Genomic DNA, 16,326 nt, shown 5'->3' with positions numbered 1-16,326 from the left:
CGGGGTGGCAAAGGAACTGGATTCGTAGGGAGCCGTAGGCGACTGAGAATCCAGTGACATGCTTCCCTTTAGGAGAAAGGTGGTGCCGCAGGCACCAAAGGGGGAAAAGCGGCCGAAGGCCGCTCATCACCGTAATGCTATTTCTCCTGATGAATCCAAAGGTATCCAGCTGGAACCAGCCGGCAGCCAGAAGCCGGAAGCCGATAGCACTCATCTCTACATCCAGCGGTTCCTTCCCGCCGACTGGTATTTAACAGCATTTCTCTCATATGCTTCGCGTACCGAGATTCTTCGCCTTCGGCTCAGAATGACGATGAGGGCGGAAAGGCAAGGCACGTAACGTAGGCTCCTTCCTCAGGAAGGAGCTGCCCGATAGGGCTGAGGATAGGTCCGTATTTTGGTTAATAGAACTGACGCTGTTCCTCCGTCGCCTACGGCGCCACCGACGGCCGGGTTTTAAGGTGTTCGCTTTTTGTGCAGGCTATGCTCACATATTAGCTCGGCTCAGAAATGTTGCAGGATTTCTGCCTGTGGAAGGAGGCTATGGCTCATCGGCATGTACCGCTGGTGTCACAAATGCAAATCCCGTAACGCTGACTTTATACTTATCGCCGCGAAGCGGCGATACCAAGGCCCGTCGCCCCCTTCTACACAACCCGCCGCCGCAGGCGGCCATAATCTCCAGCCCCGCAGGGGCTGGGCACCTTCCCCTTCTGAACCCCGATTTCAAAGGGGCGCCAATTAAAAAACCGGCAAAAGCCGGTTTTTTCCATTTACAGCATATCCTTTTTCCACAGGACGAAGGTGGCCACCATGGTGACCAGGACGCCTATGAGGATGACTTCGATGAAGCCCAGGGGGGCGTCGGCCCAGGGGACGGGGACGTTGATGCCCCAGAGGCTGAATATCAAGGTGGGAATGGCCAGGATAATGGTGACGGAGGTTAAGAATTTCATGATCTGGGACAGGCGGTTGGAGATGATGGAGGAGAAGGAGTCCATCATGGACATAAGAATGTTGGTATAGATTTCCGCCATTTCCAATGCCTGCTTGTTTTCGATGATTACGTCTTCCAGGAGGTCTTCGTCTTCTTCGTACATTTTGAGGAGGGAGTGGAGGGGACTGTTCCTGAGGCGCATGAGGCGCTCCATCACGTTTTCATTGGCGTGAAGGGCGAAGTTGAAGTAGGTCAGGGATTTCTGCAGTTCCAGCATGCGGAAGAGTTCTTTGTTCTGCAGGGATTTCCGGACCTGGGTTTCGATGACGTCGGTTTGTTTGTAAATCTGCTGCAGGTAGAACAGGAAGGATGAGGAGGCCTGGGAGAGGATCTGGAAGAGGAAACGGGTTTTCTTGTAGGTCTGGAAGGAGGTGAAGGAGTTATTCAGAAATTTCTGGATTACTGTGTTTGTTTCCAGGCATACGGTGACGAAGAACTGGCGGGTAATGAAAATGCCCAGCGGCAGGGCGTCGTAGGCGTCTGTTTCCAGGACCACCGGCGTATTGACAACGACGAAGATGTAGTCGTCTTCCAGTTCCACGTGGGACCGTTCTTCTCTATCCAGTGCGGTCTGCAGGGAGTCTACGGGAATGCCGGTGAGTTCGTTAAGTTTGGTCAGTTCCGCCGTATCGGGGGCGGCGCAGTTGATCCAGGAGCCTTTTTCCAGCTGCTCCAGCGGTACCTCGCAGAGTATGTGGTTTTCATTATGTTTGTAAGCTCGAAGCATGGCGTCCCCCTTTCTTATTTACACATTTTACTATAGTCAGAAATGGCGGTTCTGTCAATGAAAAACCGTGCTTTTATGGGAATGGCGGACAGCGAAAAAGCAGGATGCCTGCGGGGTATCCTGCTTTTTTATTCCGGATTTTGATTTCCCTTATTATCAGCCTTTCAGGTAGGGGACGATGGCGGCGCAGTGGGGCATGACGGTGATGGTGTAGTCGTCTTTGCCTTCGTCTTTCAGGATTTTCTGTGCCAGCTGCCAGGCTTCTTCCACGGTGGCCACCGGGGTCTGGTTGGTCTTTTTGATGGCCTCGAAGTTTTCCGGTTTGGTGACCAGGATGATGTGGTAGCGGTGAGTCATGCAGAAGAGGTTGAAGGCTACGAAGAAGGGGATGGTGAAATGGTGGCGCAGTGCTTTTTCCATTTCTTCTTCGGTGTCGTACTTGAAGCTGCCCATGTAGGCCGGCGGTTCGTAAAGGTCGCTGGCTTCCATGATGGCGATGATGATGCCGCCTTCTTTGGTGACCACGTCGGAGGGGTCGTAGCATTTGCAGCCCTGGTAGAGGGATACGTCCTTGGGATAGCCGCCGGCGCAGGCGAAGGCTACGTCACATTTTGCCTTGAAGGGGACTTTCTGGATGCGGTAGACGATTTTGGTGCCTTCCAGCCAGGCTTTGTAGGGGTCGCCGCCTACCATGGCGCAGATTTTTCCTTCGGAGTTGATGATGGAGTGAACCAGGAAGCATGGTTTAATCATGTCGCTGGCTTCCTGCATGTCATCGGAAACGGGGTTGTCATCGAGAAGGGTGGAGCGGGTTTTGGGGTTGATGCCGCTGCCGAATTTTTCGCCCAGCGCATGGCAGTGGTTGATCTGGATGGTGTCGTCTCCTGCCACGCCGGGGAGAATCAGTTTCCTGCCGCCGCCGTAGCCCGCAAAGAGGTGGGTGGTAATGCCGTCGATGACGATGACTTTGTCCGCTTCCACGGCGTGTTTATTAATCCATACGGGGGTGCCGCGGCTGGTGTCGCCTACGTGGACCAGTTCGTCCTTGTTCATGCAGTGGTGCTGGTAGAGTTTTACCCGTTTGGTCAGTTCTTCGCCTACCACCATAATGTCTTCTTCCGGTGTCTGTTCCCTGTGGGTGCCCTGGGCAAAGAGGATGCAGATGTCTTCGTCCGGAACGCCGGCCAGGTTCAGTTCGTTCACCACGTGGATAACGAACTGGTCAGAGTGGTTCCAGATACGGGTGACGTCGGCGCAGACGATGCAGACCTTGTCTCCCTTGGAAACGATTTCCTGCAGGGGCTTGGTTCCGATGGGGTGGCGCATGCATTCCAGGGTGGCTTCCTTTACGTCACAGGCAGGGGTGGGGTTTCCTTCCAGTACGTCCAGGATATGTTCTTCCGGCAGGCTCACTTTCTGCGTTCCGCGGCCGAAGCCGAATTCAAATTCTTTTAATGCCATAAAGACTCCTCCTTTGCTGGTCCGGCATGAAAGGGCTGCCGGCAGGGAAATATGATTTTGGTAGTTAACTTTTATTATAGCACTACTATAGGATGGCTATATTTCCAAAAAGTCATAGCAGGCTAAAAATGTTATGGGACGAAGGTTTCTTGTGCGGCATGGGGCTGATGTGCTTCATCTGAGTAGGAAAGTGTTTGCGAAAGGTTTCCTGTTCGACGTGGGGACATTGTGTTTCAGTTCAATAGGAAACTGTTTGCGAATAGTTTCCTGTCCGGCATGGTACCACTGTGTGTCATACCGACCTGAGATTCCTCGACTCCGCTTCGCTTCGCTCGAAATGACAGTGGGACGTGGCACCCATGTGCTTTATGACAATACTTCCCATACAGATAAAGCATTCGACTATGCTGTAAACGCAATTTAATTTCATCTATAATGATTCTTTTCTATTGGACTCATATGAAAAATTATATGATAATGAAAGAAACACGTTCGTTAAGAAAATATGGATTCATTCATAAGATTTAATTTCATAAAGATTCAGTTTTATCAGGATTTTGACAGCCTTTTCCTATTCCGGGGAGTTTTCTGGGGAGGTGGAGTCTATGGTTCATGTGGCAGTGGTGAGTGACCAGCCTGATACGGTGGGGGTCATCAGGAAGGTGTGCGGTGAGTTCATGGTGAGCCGGGGCCTTGCTTTGAGTTTCACGGCCTATGAGAACAGCTACGTGTTTCTGCAGGAGTTGGAAAACCGGAAGAAGCTTTTTGAAATTATTTTCCTGGATACGTCGGTGCGGGGTATGAATGCGGTGGATACGGCAGCGGCCCTTCGGAGGATGCCGGAGAGGCCGTCTCTGGTCTTTTTGTCTGCCACCGAAGGCTACTGCATGGACGCTTTTCGCATGGGTGCAGTTCATTATCTAAAGACGCCGCTGTCGGAAAAGGCGGCGGAGGAGGGACTGGCTCGCGGGTTTGCTTTCGTGGAGCGGGATTATCACAGGAAAATGATGTTTAAAATGGCAGAGGGAGAGGCGCTGGTGGATTTGTCTACCCTGGAGGCGGTGGTGAGTGATGACCATCATCAGGTGCTCTGTCTTACCGACGGCCGGCAGCTGGAGGTGCGGGGCCGCATGGGTCAGATGAAGGAAAAGCTCATGGACGCTTCGCCCTTTCTTTTTATTTCTCCCTGCCGGGGCGTGCTGGTCAACGGCGATGAAGTATCGGAAATGAAGCAGGACCGGGTGGTGCTGAGGAGCGGCAGGATTCTTCCTGTGGCCAAGAGGAAATATGAGGAATTCAAATTACAGCTGGCCCGCTATATGGGAGAGGAGGATTGAGAGTAGCAGCGGGCATGCCGGATGGTCTTTTTATACAGAATGATTCCAAATTTTTCTTTATAGGGAGTTTTATCATGACGGAACACAGAAAGAGAAGAAAAAGAAAGGGATTCATGATTCTGGAGCTTGTCATTGTGGTGGCTATTATCGGCGTGCTGGCGGCCATGGCGGTGCCGAACCTGACGGGTCTTACCGATGAGGCCAAGGTGGCAAGGATCCAGTCGGATCTGTCCACCATGGGCACGGCGGCAGAGGTGTACTACGTGAAGAAAGGGGCCTATCCCGCTACTTTGGACAGCTTGGTGGGAAGCGGAGATGAGGGCTATCTGAAAAAGCTGCCGGAGCCGCCGGATAAGTCGGTGACCTATGAACTGAAGGATAAGGGGGAAGTGGTGGCGTCGTTCAAAGGAAAGACCTACTCTTCCTTTGGAACGACCACTTAATGGAGCGGCAGGGCCGCTCCGGGTTCAGAAGGTTCAGAGGGTTCTGCCCGCCTTTGGCGGGCGGGTTCTTATGGACTTGATGAAGCTGGTCGACGGAAGGCGGTAAGCGGCTGGCGGATAGCGGACCATGGAGGCACTATGAAAAAGGCAGGAGCGGAAGGAATGGTTTTCTGGGACCGGCTTTGGTGGGACAGGAAATGGCTCTTTCTCTGGGCAGGACTCATCCTTTGGTATGGATACCTGCTCATGAAGGGGGTGTCCTTCCTTTCTCCCGCCCTTTTTGCGCTGCTTCTGGTACTGCCGGCGCTGGAGGACTGGCGTACCGGCTGTATTTCTGACGGCTGGAGTGTCCTTCTGGCGGTGACGGGACTCATGACCGCTTTCCGGCGGCAGGGGGCAGTGGAAAGTTTTCTATCTGCCGCCCTTGTTTTGGCCATATATATGGCGCTGTACCTGATTTCCAGGAAATCCATGGGCACCGGGGACCTGGTCCTTTCCACCGGCGCCGCCTTCTGGTTTTCCCCCTTTGCGGCGCTGCTCTTTGTCTGGCTTTCTGCTCTCTCGGCGCTGCTCTTGCTTGCCATTCCTCTCCTTGCCGGCAGACGAAGCATTCACGAAGAAGTGCGGTTCGGCCCTTTTATTGCCATGGGAGGGGTGATGGCCTATGGATGGCAGGAAATATGGGGGATGTTCCCGCCGCCCTGGTTTCCTTTTAGTTGAGGCTCTGGTTATCCTTCTCCTGGTGTCCCTGGCAGGGGCCATCACCTTTCCTGCCATCCGGTCCTGGCAGGAGGAAAAGGAACTGGACATGGCGGTGGAAACACTGGCAGCCGCCATCCGGCAGGTGCAGGTGCTTTCCAAAAACGACACCGGCCGCTATGGAAATACGTCCAACACCTATTATTTCTACTGCCTGCCCGATACGGGAGGCGGCGCCACCTACTACACCCGGCGGGGCGTGAATCGGATGGAGCCGGAGGGAAAGCTGCCTGCCTCGGTCCGCCTGTCGGGGAAACTGGAACTTTCTTTCCGCAAGGATTTTGCAGGAGATGGAAAGACCTATGCCGCTGTTCTTACCACAAAGGATGGTAAGCATAAAAAGGAGATTACCGTGGCCATGTACACCGGAAGGGTGAGGGTGAATTAGAGGCATGAGGCTGCTGGGAGGTATTCCCGGGCGCAAGTGGGTTCAGAGGGTGCAGGCCGCCATCGGGCTTGCCGGCCCTGGGTGGCCCGGGTTCGGCCCGGAATCGGCTTCGCCTTCCGGGCTGGTTCAGAAGGGAGTTATATATGCTGCCTGCGGCAGCACTGCCGCGAAGCGGCATATAAACTTGCGCCCCGCAGGGCGCCACCACCACCCTCTGAACCCTCTGAACCCTTTATTTCCATAAGGAGGTCCTATGAAACGGAAAGGCTTTCTTCTTCTCTGGGCGGTGACGGCCCTGGCGGCTGGGGGAATCTTGATTTCCGGTATGGCCTTCACCCTTCATACGGCCCTTGATTTTGAGGGAAAGGGGGAGGCGGAGCTGGATGAGGCGCTCATTGCGCAGGATGTGATGGAGCGGGCGAAATATTTTCTTCGTTTCGGGAAGGGAGCCATGCCTTCTTCCGGTCAGGTGACAAGGAACGGGAAGGTTTATGACGTAAACATCCGGCGGCAGAAGGAACTGCTGCAGGAGGTGCCCATGGTGCGCGTCCGCTGCCTGGTGAAGGGGCAGGGAAGCGATGGCTTCGCTTTGGAGACGTTAGTGGAGGACAGGACATGAGAAGGAAGGGAATGCTCCTCATGGATGCACTGATGGCTCTTTTCCTCCTGTCCGCCCTGGCGGTGATGATGGCGCCGCTGACGGGGGAGTGGCTTACTGCCATGGAAAGGGGCAGGGTGGGGACGAAACTTTCGGAGACCGGACTCTTTGCCATGGATTTCATGGTGGAGAAAATCAGGAATAACAGGAAGTCCATGGCAGGAGAGGTGAAGGGGAATGCCTATGATTACTGGGGTGTCATCAATCAGAAAACCGATGGTACCCATGATTGCCGGGCTGTCATGAACAAGGAAATCGATGTCACCTATCGTTTCTTCGTGGATCGGGAGAAGCTGAAGCTCCAGCTTTACAATGACCGCATCCAACCCATAACCGGCGAATACACAGGCCCTGAGGCCTATGCTTTCCTGCCGGGGAAGAAATCCCTTTTTCATCAGGAAGGCGGCGGGCCGGTGGTCATTTCCTTTACCATGCACCACCAGATGAAGAGGATGGACAGGGATTTTGAAACATCGGTGATTCCCTACGCCGATTTCTACGGAAAGGGGAAGGTCTATGAATAGGCGGAAAGGAAGTCTGGCACTCTCCCTCCTTCTCTTCATGACCGCCCTTCTCACGGTGTCTGTGGGATTTGTGTTCTACCAGGGGCGGAGCCGGGAGTCCGTCATCCGATACCGGAAGGGCCTTGCTTCCGTGTATGCAGCGGAAAGCGGCGCCAACTGGGCCCTTTCTTCCCGCTCCCGGGGCAGGAGGGAGGGGACTTCCTTTACCATAAGCGGCAGGACGGTGATGGTATCTTTCCCGAAAGACGGAAACATCCTGTCCCAGGCGGAGGATGGAAATCGGGATTACCGGCGGTACGTGAACATCACATACAGAATGGAAGAAAAGGATGGAAAGGCGTTGATAACGGTGGAGGATATCAGAAGTGAACCATATAGTGAACCATATAGAATGGATAAATAAAATCACCGCCCATCCTCTCTATCAGCGGTGGCAGGCCTTTCGCCATCCCTCCATGGTCTGCGTCCTGCTGGAGGGAAGACTGTGGGCGGCGGATCTGCAGGAGGGGCGGTTCCTCCGCACCGCTTCGGAGCCGGTAGAGGAATTGACGGGAAAGGGCCTTGCCGCCGCCTTTCAGGCACTGGAAGGACAGGGTATGAGGCGGAAGGAAATCCTCCTTCTGGTCAATTTCCCGGATCTTCGGCTGGAAAACAGGAAGTACCCTGCCATGACGGAGGAGGAAATGGAAGAAACCATGTACTGGGAGGAGGACCGTATCTTCCGTACGGAAGAGCCCATGGCCCTGGGGTGGGAAATCACCTCCCACACGCCCCTGGGCTGGGAAGTACATGTGGAAGCGGTGAAAAGGGATACTCTCGGGCTGTGGGAAAAGGGCGCCGCTCTTGCCGGCTGCCATATAGGAGAGGCCCTGCCGGTGACGGCGGTGCCCCTGTCCGATGCGCCCCATTTCATCCTGTATGGACGGAAACGGTCGGCCATCCTGATTTTCCGGAAGGACCGGCTTTTGCGGAGCCGCATACTGAGGAAGGAGGAAACGGGGAAGGGCGCCCTCTTTATGAAACGCTGTCTTTCCAATTTCAATAGCAAAATGGCAGCCTGTTTCTTCCTCCCCCTGGCGGACTGCGGCAGGGAAGAGGCGGCCTTCTGGAAAGGACGGATGAAGGAGGAAATAGAATCTTCCAGGGGAGATGATTTTCCGGCAGATAGCATCACCCTGGAGGACAATTTCCTCTCCGAACCGGGCGGCTGGCCGGATATGGAGGTCCTTTTCCGCCATCTCCCTAAAGGGCGTCTCCATCTGCCGCTTACGGAAAAGGGGCCGTCCTTCCTGACCAAAGAAAACAGGACCCTTCGGGCCGCCCAGGGATTCTGCCTGCTGTCCCTTCTTTTCTTCCTGATGGCAGGGGGCGATTTCCTTTCTACGGAAAACCGCCTTTCCGCCCTTCGGCAGGAGGAGGGAAGACTGAAGCCCCAGAAGGCGCAGCTGGTGGAGGCAAGGCGGGAGGCAGCCAGGGAAAGGGAACTGGCTGCGCTTCTGGAAGAACTGGAAAAAAGGGACGGACAATGGGAGAAAAAGCTGGTTCTTCTGGGAGAAACGGTGCCGGCGGGCATTGTGCTTTCCTCCATCCGCCAGGACGGCGACGTGCTGCATATCCGCGGCACCGCCCAGTCAACGGAGCGGCTCAACTTCTTCCGGAATTCCTTTTCCGCCTCCTGGGGCAGCCCGGCGCAGAATGGGAAGAGAAAGGCGGATCCGGTGACGGGACTGGTGGATTTCACCATTTCCCTGAAAGGAGGAGACCATGGACTGGAAAAAGCTGGGAAATGACAGGAAATACGGAAGGACCTTCCTGCTTCTCTCCCTTTTCTTTCTCCTTTCCGGCGGCTATCTGAAGCTCATGGCCCTGGAAAAGGAGAGCATCGCCCAAAGTCTGGAACAGGAAAACAGGCAGGTGGAAATCTTTGCCAAAGCCCCGGCCCGCCGCTCCTGCCTCCCCTTCCTGGAAAGCCTCTTCCCTGCCACCTCCCCGGCCTCCGTCCTGGCGGCGGTGGAGGAAGGAGGCCTTCAAGTGGACACTGTTTCTGAAGAAGAAAAGGAAGGGGACAAAGGAATATTTCACATTTTTCATATTTCCGGCACCGGTACCTATGCACAAATCGTGCAAACCTTTGATATAATAAAAGGCAAAGAAAGATGGAGTGCCGTGAACCTTAAAGAACTGAAACGGTCGCCAAAGGGGCTGGCCTATGAAATGGAGGTTCAGACATTCCAAATCCGAGGTACCTATGAAAAAGAGAAATATAGTCCTCATCGGTCCCATGGGCACAGGCAAGAGCCGGGCGGCGAAGATACTCTCTGACGGACTGGAATGGCAGCTGGCGGATACGGACCGGATGATGGAGCGTGAAAACGGAAAGAAAATAGCAGATATCTATAAAGAAGCGGGGCCCGAAGCCTTTGCGGAAAAGGAAATGCAGGTCATTAACCATGTGCGCTACTACCACGAAGCGGTGATAGCCATGGGCGGGAACTATCCCATGACGGAGGAGAAATTCCACCTCCTCTCCGAATACGGCCTTATGATCCTCCTCTACGCCCGCCCCTTCCGCCTGGCGGAACGGGTGCGCCGCCGCATCGGCAAAAGGCCCACCATGGACTACTCCGACGTAGACGGCTACGTACGGCAGATGCTCCGGAAATGGGCCAAGTGGAGGGACCGGGTGGACCTGGTCATCAATACCACCAACTGCCACCCCGAGCAGACGGCCCTCCTCATAGCCCGGTATATCGACCAGCACCACGTCACCTTCGCGGAACGGAGGAAATAGGGGGAGTCAATGGCGGTGCTTACCGGTATTCCCGAAGACGAGTGGGTTCAGGCGCCTTTGGCGCCCGGGTTCTATCGTCCGTGCGCTTCGCGCCGGACGATGGGTTCCGCCCACAGAGCGGGCTGGTTCAGAGGGGAGTTTTATATGCCGCCGACAGGCGGCTATATACTCATCGCCCGAAGGGCGATACCTTCCCCTCTGAACCCTTTGAACCTTCTGAACCCTCTGAACCCTCACGCCGCAGGCGTGTCCAATGGCGAGACCACAACCCTCAGCTACGCAGCAGCTGTCAAACTTTAGAACCTTAAGAACCCTCGGGGCCGCAGGTCCCGTCAACCTTCTCCTCTGAACCCTTTGAACCGTCTGAACCCACTTGCTTACGGGAATACAGTTCAGAAGCGAATCATGACTCTACCTATATAAAGGAGGGATACTATGGACAAATTGGCAGTTCTAACCAGTGGCGGCGACGCGCCGGGCATGAATGCGGCCGTTCGCAGCGTGGTGCGGACGGCACTGTACTGGGGTAAGGAAATATATGGCATCTATCGGGGCTATGCAGGCCTTCTGGAAGATGACATGATTTCCATGAACTCCTCCTCCGTCAGCGGCATCGTGCTCCACGGCGGCACCATGCTGAAGACCGCCCGGTGCAAGGCCTTCTTTGAAGAAGAAAACCAGAAGAAGGCGGCGGACATTCTCCGGAAGCGGGGCATTGGCGGGCTCATCGTCATCGGCGGCGACGGATCCATCCAGGGGGCGGAAAAGCTGTCCCGTCTGGGCATGCCCACCGTCACCCTGCCGGGAACCATTGACAACGACATGCACGGCACCGACGAAACCATAGGCCATGACACCGCAGTGAACGCCGTGGTATCTGCGGTGAGCCGCATCCGGGACACCGCCTCTGCCCATAACCGGGCGGCCATTATCGAAGTGATGGGCCGGTTTGCAGGAAATATCGCTCTGGACGCAGGCCTTGCTTCCGGCGCCGAATACATCCTGGTACCGGAAGTACCTTTCAGCCGGGAAAAACTGGCCAGAAGTTTGAAACTCCAGATGGAAGCGGGCAGGACAAACAGCATCATCATCTGCGCCGAAGGTGCCGACGACGGCAGGGCCCTCTGCGACTGGCTCACAGAACGGACAGACATCGACATCTGCACCACCATCCTGGGCTTCATCCAGCGCGGCGGCCAGCCCACCGCCAGAGACGGCATCCTGGGTTCCACCCTGGGGGCAGCGGCGGTGAAGGCCATACTGGAAGGAGAAACAGGCGCCCTGGCAGGCATGCACAGAGGCGAGGTACGCATCATTTCCTATGAAGAGGCCAAAAAGGAAAAGGAACCGTTCAAACAGAAACTCTACGAATTATCCGTCATGCTGGGAGCTGCCCAGAATAACGGGGATATCCGTGAAACGGGATTATAAAAAAAGAGCACCGGCGCAGGCCGGTGCTCTTTTTTATGGGATGGTGGGACAGTGGAGGGCTGTCGGCTTTCCGCTGTCCGCTTACCGCCGAGCAGGAAGGGTTCAGGCGCCTTTGGCGCCCGGGTTCTATCGGTCATGTGCTGACGCACTGACCGATGGGTTCCGCCCACAGAGCGGGCTGGTTCAGAGGGGAGGGAAAAGGTTCTTAAGATTGACGGGGCTTTCGCCCCGAGGGTTCTTAGGTTTGACAGCGGCTTTGCCGCTGAGGGTTGTGGTGGCGCCCTGCCGGGCGCAATATAAATGCTGTCTCCCTACAACTCCTTTTGATGGCTGGCGAAACCACCTTGCCCCAGGTGGGAAGCATGTCACTGGATTCTTAGTCGCCTATGGCTCCCTACGAATCCAGTTCCTTTGCCACCCTCTATTCAGGGGGCACTATGGGTGCTGGTCAGTGGCGTTAATTTGAGATTATGACAGCAGCGGAGCGAGGTTTGCTTGTTTTCCGCCGGGTGAAGTCTGGTTGTAAAGGTTTTCTCCCTGCCGCCGACAGGCGGCATATATACTCATCGCCGCAAAGCGGCGATACCACAACCCTCGGCCCAAAGGGCCGTCAAACCTAAGAACCCTCCGGCCCATAGGGCCGGTCCATCTTAAGAACCTTTCCCCTCACAACCTTTCTACACAACCTACGGCGAAGCCGCCCCCCTTCTATAATTACAGCCTCATTCTCCCCTTCATATGAAGTCCCGGCTGTCCGGGAACGTAAATATTGGTCCACACTTCCAGGGTGTTCCAGTTCTGCACATGAACCACGGCGATGCCTGCATTTTCCTGCCAGTGCACCATGTACACGTGAGGCGCGATTTCCACGGCGGTGAAGGGCATGGTGTCGGTGTAGCCCTTGTTTTCTCCTTCGGTCTGGGTGAAGGTTAAGGTTTTGTTATCCTTGAATTCCACATCGAAAACAGCGGCGGGGGAGAAGTCCATAATGACGTGGTGTCCGATGCCGGGGTACAGGTCTTTCCTTACCCAGGGCTCTACGCCGGTGATGACCCGGGCGCCGAAGGCAAGGGTGTCCTTTCCGGTAAGGGTGGGATATTTTTCACTCATCAGGGAGACGATGGCGTCTGCCGTCTTCCCGCTGGCCAGGGCTTCCCGGTAGTATTTGAGGTATTCCAGGGTGCAGGAAAGGATGGATGGATTTCCCTTCTTCTCATCGCTGTAATGGTGGCTGGCAATGACCTTTTCCGGAGCAAGGGAGGCCATGGTTTCCACCTGGCGAATCCATTTGTCCAGCTCGTCCAAGCCCTTGGTGTCCGCCATCCAGGGGTGGCTGTCTTCTGCCAGGGATACGCCGCCAAGTACCGTCTTTTCAGAAGGCACATAGAGGAAGCTGTGCATTTCATCGTCAGGGCAGGTGACGATTCTGATTTCTTCCCCTTCCAGAGGCGGCAGTTCTTTCACTGCTTCCGGCAGGATGAAACGGGACGGTGCGTCTTCGCCCAGCGCCTTTTTCCAGACGGTGAGCTTGTCGTCCATGCTGGCGGAAATCATCCAGGCAGTCTGGGCGGTGGAAAGGATGCGGGCCTTCGGGAAGGCGTGGGCCAGTACATCCAGCCCGAAGTAGTAGTCCGGGTCGAAGTGGGAAATATAAATTACCTTCAGCTCCTTCCCGCTTTCTTTGATACGCGCTGCCAGTTCCTCTGCATACTGCTTCTGGAACTGGGCGTCCACCAGGAAGGCGTCCTTTTCGCCGGTAATGAGGGTGGAAGTGACGTCGAAAATGGCTTTGGCGCCGGGATGGTACACATGGAATGCAAGGGACATCTTAGTTTCCTCCTTTGAAAAGAGACAGACCGAAGGCATAGCCGGTCATGGAAATGGAACCCAGGTTTCTCACCCGGTTGAAAACAAAGGGCACCTCTCCTTCCGATGCGCCCAGGGTGTAGAGAAGGGGCAGGAAATGGTCCGCCGTGGGAGCGGCGTAGGCAGCGTCATCATGGTCTTCGTAGTGTATGACCTTTTCATCATCCCGCCGGCTTACGGCTTCGGTGATATATGCGTCGAACCGGTCTGCTGCCGGAGAGCCGCCTTTATTTTCCCATTCCACCTTGTACAGGTTGTGCACAATATTTCCGCTGCCGAAAATCAGGTACCCCTCTTCCCGAAGAGGAGAGAGGGCTTTTCCGATTTCATAGGAAGCCTTCGGAGAAATTTTTCCGTCAATGGAAAGCTGCACCACCGGAATGGAAGCGTCCGGAAACATGTGGGTCAGCACGGTCCAGGTGCCGTGGTCGATGCCCCAGTCATCGTTCACGTCGGCAAAGGGCAGGAGAGACAGCACCCGTTCCGTAAGGGGGCGAAAGCCCTTGGGCTCATACTTTACCTCGTATAATTCTTTAGGAAATCCGTACATATCATAAATCTGCTGGGGCGAAGGACTGGACTCCACATGGCTTCCCTTGGTGAACCAGTGAGCAGACAGGGACAGAATGGCCTTTGGCCGGCCGAAGTCATCCATGACTTTCTTCCCTATTTCATTAAAGGTGCGGGTGAGGTCGTTCTTCTCCAAAGCAATCATGGGACTCCCATGTCCCGCAAAAATAACAGGCATTTTTTTCATGAAATCATCTCCTTGGTAGTGAGCTGGTGGACTAGTGTACTAGTGTACTAGTGTGCTGGTGGGATGATACGGCTGTCCGCTGTCGGCTGTTCGCTGACCGCCGACTTTGGACTGCAATCCCGAAAACAAGAGGGTTCAGGTGCCTTCGGCGCCCGGGTTCTATCGTTCGTGCGCTTCGCGCCGAACGATGGGTTCCGCCCGCAGAGCGGGCTGGTTCAGAGGGAGTTTTATATGCCGCCGACAGGCGGCTATATACTCATCGCCCGCCAGGGCGATACCACCCCCTCTGAACCCTTTGAACCTTCTGAACCTTCTGAACCCTCTGAACCCTCACGCCCAAAGGGCGTGTCCATGAACCCGGGCCGCTCCGCGGCCCCATACAGTATACTTTTTATACTTGCTTTCATTATATGACTGGTATAAAATAACTGACAAGAAGGATATTTTCCTTGAGCTGGTATGAAGAACTTGCGTAATGGGAGGGAATCATGGAAAATAATTTATTCGGTGTCTGCCCCTTTGTGACAGCCCAGAAGCTGCTGCAGGGAAAGTGGGCCATCCTGATCCTGCATGCCTTGAGCGAAGGCACGAAACGATTTAACGAACTGGAGCGGGACATCCAAATCACCCATGCCACGTTGTCGTCCCAGCTGAAATATATGGAAAAGGAAGGGCTGGTGCACCGCACCGTGTATCCCGAGGTGCCGCCGAGGGTGGAGTATTCCCTCACCGCCATGGGCAGAAGATTCGCACCGGTGCTTGACAGCATCCAGGTGTGGGGCGAGGAGTACATAGAGTTTTTGAAGGAAAACAGGATATAAGTAAAATAAAGAAAAAAGCACAGCCGGAAAGGGGCTGTGATTTTTTTTGATAAAAATTAGATGTTACTATTGACGTTACAAAGGAACCGCGCTATCATACATGTAATGAAAGAAATTACATCTATTCGATGGAGTATTTTTGAAAAGGAGATTACCAATATGAAAATCGGAGTTATTGCAGCAAACGGCAAAGAAGGAAGACTGATTGTAAAGGAAGCCCTGGACCGAGGCATGGATGTCACCGCCATCGTCCGCAGTGCAAATAAGACGGAAGCGAAAAAAGTCATTCAGAAGGATATCATGGACCTTACAAAGGATGACCTGAAAGACTTTGATGTGGTAGTAGACGCCTTCGGCGTATGGGATGAGACGAAAATGAATCTCCACAGTGTCACACTGAATCACCTGGCAGATATTCTTTCCGGCACAAGCACCCGCCTTCTGGTGGTAGGCGGTGCCGGCAGCCTTTACACCGACAAGACCCATACCATGAAGCTGTCCGAAACCCCCGATTTCCCGAAGGAATACCTTCCTGTGGCCAATGGCATGGGGAAGGCACTGGATGAACTCAGGAAGAGGAATGATGTGAAATGGACCTACATCAGCCCGGCAGCGGAATTCGATGCCGAAGGAAAGCGCACCGGCTCCTACGTCCTGGCAGGAGAAGAATTCACTGCCAATGAAAAAGGAGAAAGCTATATTTCCTACGCCGACTACGCCATTGCCCTGGTGGATGAAGCGGAAAAAGGAAATCACATCGGTGAAAGAATCAGCGTGAGAAAGTAAGGGGGGCGTAGAGGCAGTTGTTCGGCTTTCCTGTTATCCCGAAGGTTAACGCCCGCTTGCGCGGGCGAGGGTTGAGGCAGCCGCCGGGCCTGATGGCCCTGGGCTGCCAGGGTTCTGTCCGGAATCGGCTTCGCCTCCCGGACTGGTTCTGAGGGCTCTGCCCTCGGGAGTTATGTAGTATCGCTGCGCTGGCGGGGTAGGCGCCTGCCGGCGCCAATATATATGCTGCCTGGCGGCAGCGCTTCCATTCGCGAAGGGGGCTGCACTCATCGTTCCTAAGAAAGTGCTGATTCATTCGCAGAATCGAATTTCATATGTATTTTTATCCAATCGACCTCATCGGTCTCTTTAAATAGCTCGCTATTCGCGTCGACTGATTCCTTGCATTGAATAAAAATGCAAGAATGTAATCCGATAACGATTTAATCAGCGTTTCCCTAACGGTGCCGCCTGCTGGCCGTGCATTAAGGTGTTTACTTTGTGTGCAGGCTATGCTCACACATTAGGGAAGCACTGATTAATTCATAGAGTCTGCTTTTATAAGAATTTTTATGCACTGCTTCGTCATGGGACTCCTTAA

Annotated in this window: 18 protein-coding genes; 13 read left to right on the top strand and 5 right to left on the bottom strand. The window is 54.6% G+C overall.

Annotation, left to right across the window (positions count from 1 at the left end):
- The 3 genes from QZQ29_RS05555 to larA form a co-directional block, all read right to left on the bottom strand.
- The coding region (locus QZQ29_RS05555; protein ID WP_296960855.1) for a hypothetical protein at nucleotides 1-214 on the bottom strand (214 nt) is incomplete at its 3' end.
- A gap of 559 nt (nucleotides 215-773) precedes the next feature.
- Complete coding sequence (locus QZQ29_RS05550) at nucleotides 774-1,724, bottom strand: magnesium transporter CorA family protein (RefSeq protein WP_296960852.1); 951 nt, start codon at nucleotides 1,722-1,724, stop codon at nucleotides 774-776.
- 156 nt (nucleotides 1,725-1,880) lie between these two features.
- Entirely contained in the window at nucleotides 1,881-3,185 is a 1,305-nt protein-coding gene (gene larA / locus QZQ29_RS05545; protein ID WP_296960850.1) for a nickel-dependent lactate racemase, read from the bottom strand.
- A gap of 605 nt (nucleotides 3,186-3,790) precedes the next feature.
- On the opposite strand from larA, the gene QZQ29_RS05540 reads away from it, so the two are divergent.
- The 11 genes from QZQ29_RS05540 (at nucleotide 3,791) to QZQ29_RS05490 (ending at nucleotide 11,516) form a co-directional block, all read left to right on the top strand.
- Nucleotides 3,791-4,522 (top strand): LytTR family DNA-binding domain-containing protein, encoded by a 732-nt coding sequence (locus tag QZQ29_RS05540; protein WP_296960848.1) that lies wholly within the window; start codon nucleotides 3,791-3,793, stop codon nucleotides 4,520-4,522.
- 74 nt (nucleotides 4,523-4,596) lie between these two features.
- Nucleotides 4,597-4,965, top strand: coding sequence for a prepilin-type N-terminal cleavage/methylation domain-containing protein (locus QZQ29_RS05535; RefSeq protein ID WP_296960845.1), 369 nt, complete (start codon nucleotides 4,597-4,599; stop codon nucleotides 4,963-4,965).
- Between the two features lie 138 nt (nucleotides 4,966-5,103).
- Nucleotides 5,104-5,685 (top strand): prepilin peptidase, encoded by a 582-nt coding sequence (locus QZQ29_RS05530; RefSeq protein ID WP_296960843.1) that lies wholly within the window; start codon nucleotides 5,104-5,106, stop codon nucleotides 5,683-5,685.
- The gene (locus QZQ29_RS05525) at nucleotides 5,630-6,112 is read left to right on the top strand and encodes a hypothetical protein (protein WP_296960841.1); all 483 of its coding nucleotides are present in this window, start codon (nucleotides 5,630-5,632) and stop codon (nucleotides 6,110-6,112) included. Before QZQ29_RS05530 ends, QZQ29_RS05525 begins: the two co-directional genes overlap by 56 nt.
- Before the next feature lie 253 nt (nucleotides 6,113-6,365).
- Nucleotides 6,366-6,731, top strand: a complete 366-nt coding sequence (locus QZQ29_RS05520) for a hypothetical protein (RefSeq protein WP_296960838.1) — start codon at nucleotides 6,366-6,368, stop codon at nucleotides 6,729-6,731.
- The gene (locus tag QZQ29_RS05515; RefSeq protein WP_296960835.1) at nucleotides 6,728-7,294 is read left to right on the top strand and encodes a hypothetical protein; all 567 of its coding nucleotides are present in this window, start codon (nucleotides 6,728-6,730) and stop codon (nucleotides 7,292-7,294) included. Before QZQ29_RS05520 ends, QZQ29_RS05515 begins: the two co-directional genes overlap by 4 nt.
- The gene (locus QZQ29_RS05510) at nucleotides 7,287-7,697 is read left to right on the top strand and encodes a hypothetical protein (RefSeq protein ID WP_296960833.1); all 411 of its coding nucleotides are present in this window, start codon (nucleotides 7,287-7,289) and stop codon (nucleotides 7,695-7,697) included. Before QZQ29_RS05515 ends, QZQ29_RS05510 begins: the two co-directional genes overlap by 8 nt.
- Nucleotides 7,660-9,084, top strand: coding sequence for a PilN domain-containing protein (locus tag QZQ29_RS05505; protein WP_296960830.1), 1,425 nt, complete (start codon nucleotides 7,660-7,662; stop codon nucleotides 9,082-9,084). The genes QZQ29_RS05510 and QZQ29_RS05505 overlap by 38 nt, the downstream gene beginning before the upstream one ends.
- A complete protein-coding gene (locus QZQ29_RS05500) occupies nucleotides 9,059-9,616 on the top strand; it encodes a hypothetical protein (RefSeq protein WP_296960827.1) in 558 nt (185 codons plus the stop codon). Before QZQ29_RS05505 ends, QZQ29_RS05500 begins: the two co-directional genes overlap by 26 nt.
- The gene (locus QZQ29_RS05495) at nucleotides 9,543-10,085 is read left to right on the top strand and encodes a shikimate kinase (RefSeq protein WP_296960824.1); all 543 of its coding nucleotides are present in this window, start codon (nucleotides 9,543-9,545) and stop codon (nucleotides 10,083-10,085) included. The genes QZQ29_RS05500 and QZQ29_RS05495 overlap by 74 nt, the downstream gene beginning before the upstream one ends.
- A gap of 435 nt (nucleotides 10,086-10,520) precedes the next feature.
- A complete protein-coding gene (locus QZQ29_RS05490) occupies nucleotides 10,521-11,516 on the top strand; it encodes an ATP-dependent 6-phosphofructokinase (protein ID WP_296960820.1) in 996 nt (331 codons plus the stop codon).
- 714 nt (nucleotides 11,517-12,230) lie between these two features.
- On the opposite strand, the gene QZQ29_RS05485 is transcribed toward QZQ29_RS05490, so the two are convergent.
- Both QZQ29_RS05485 and ygiD read right to left on the bottom strand, forming a co-directional pair.
- Entirely contained in the window at nucleotides 12,231-13,343 is a 1,113-nt protein-coding gene (locus tag QZQ29_RS05485) for an MBL fold metallo-hydrolase (protein ID WP_296960817.1), read from the bottom strand.
- 1 nt (nucleotide 13,344) lies between these two features.
- Complete coding sequence (gene ygiD, locus QZQ29_RS05480; protein ID WP_296960814.1) at nucleotides 13,345-14,139, bottom strand: 4,5-DOPA dioxygenase extradiol; 795 nt, start codon at nucleotides 14,137-14,139, stop codon at nucleotides 13,345-13,347.
- A gap of 488 nt (nucleotides 14,140-14,627) precedes the next feature.
- Here ygiD and QZQ29_RS05475 point away from each other — a divergent pair, with 488 nt between their 5' ends.
- A complete protein-coding gene (locus tag QZQ29_RS05475; protein WP_296960812.1) occupies nucleotides 14,628-14,960 on the top strand; it encodes a helix-turn-helix domain-containing protein in 333 nt (110 codons plus the stop codon).
- Between the two features lie 159 nt (nucleotides 14,961-15,119).
- Nucleotides 15,120-15,746 carry an NAD(P)-dependent oxidoreductase gene (locus QZQ29_RS05470; RefSeq protein ID WP_296960809.1) on the top strand — a complete coding sequence of 209 codons (627 nt, stop codon included), beginning with the start codon at nucleotides 15,120-15,122 and terminating at the stop codon, nucleotides 15,744-15,746.
- Nucleotides 15,747-16,326 lie beyond the last annotated feature (580 nt).

Source organism: uncultured Dialister sp. (assembly GCF_900538805.1).
In the GTDB taxonomy this organism is placed as follows: Bacteria; Bacillota; Negativicutes; order Veillonellales; family Dialisteraceae; genus Dialister.
This window is presented reverse-complemented; position numbering and strand designations above follow the sequence as displayed.

Excerpts from the sequence above, each read along its gene's own strand:
- QZQ29_RS05525 (WP_296960841.1), top strand. The coding sequence starts at position 5,630 with ATGGATGGCAGGAAATATGGGGGATGTTCCCGCCGCCCTGGTTTCCTT.
- QZQ29_RS05520 (WP_296960838.1), top strand. The coding sequence starts at position 6,366 with ATGAAACGGAAAGGCTTTCTTCTTCTCTGGGCGGTGACGGCCCTGGCG.
- QZQ29_RS05515 (WP_296960835.1), top strand. The coding sequence starts at position 6,728 with ATGAGAAGGAAGGGAATGCTCCTCATGGATGCACTGATGGCTCTTTTC.
- QZQ29_RS05510 (WP_296960833.1), top strand. The coding sequence starts at position 7,287 with ATGAATAGGCGGAAAGGAAGTCTGGCACTCTCCCTCCTTCTCTTCATG.
- QZQ29_RS05475 (WP_296960812.1), top strand. The coding sequence starts at position 14,628 with ATGGAAAATAATTTATTCGGTGTCTGCCCCTTTGTGACAGCCCAGAAG.
- QZQ29_RS05535 (WP_296960845.1), top strand. The coding sequence starts at position 4,597 with ATGACGGAACACAGAAAGAGAAGAAAAAGAAAGGGATTCATGATTCTG.
- QZQ29_RS05495 (WP_296960824.1), top strand. The coding sequence starts at position 9,543 with ATGAAAAAGAGAAATATAGTCCTCATCGGTCCCATGGGCACAGGCAAG.
- ygiD (WP_296960814.1), bottom strand. The coding sequence starts at position 14,139 with ATGAAAAAAATGCCTGTTATTTTTGCGGGACATGGGAGTCCCATGATT.
- QZQ29_RS05490 (WP_296960820.1), top strand. The coding sequence starts at position 10,521 with ATGGACAAATTGGCAGTTCTAACCAGTGGCGGCGACGCGCCGGGCATG.
- larA (WP_296960850.1), bottom strand. The coding sequence starts at position 3,185 with ATGGCATTAAAAGAATTTGAATTCGGCTTCGGCCGCGGAACGCAGAAA.
- QZQ29_RS05485 (WP_296960817.1), bottom strand. The coding sequence starts at position 13,343 with ATGTCCCTTGCATTCCATGTGTACCATCCCGGCGCCAAAGCCATTTTC.
- QZQ29_RS05540 (WP_296960848.1), top strand. The coding sequence starts at position 3,791 with ATGGTTCATGTGGCAGTGGTGAGTGACCAGCCTGATACGGTGGGGGTC.
- QZQ29_RS05530 (WP_296960843.1), top strand. The coding sequence starts at position 5,104 with ATGAAAAAGGCAGGAGCGGAAGGAATGGTTTTCTGGGACCGGCTTTGG.
- QZQ29_RS05550 (WP_296960852.1), bottom strand. The coding sequence starts at position 1,724 with ATGCTTCGAGCTTACAAACATAATGAAAACCACATACTCTGCGAGGTA.
- QZQ29_RS05470 (WP_296960809.1), top strand. The coding sequence starts at position 15,120 with ATGAAAATCGGAGTTATTGCAGCAAACGGCAAAGAAGGAAGACTGATT.
- QZQ29_RS05500 (WP_296960827.1), top strand. The coding sequence starts at position 9,059 with ATGGACTGGAAAAAGCTGGGAAATGACAGGAAATACGGAAGGACCTTC.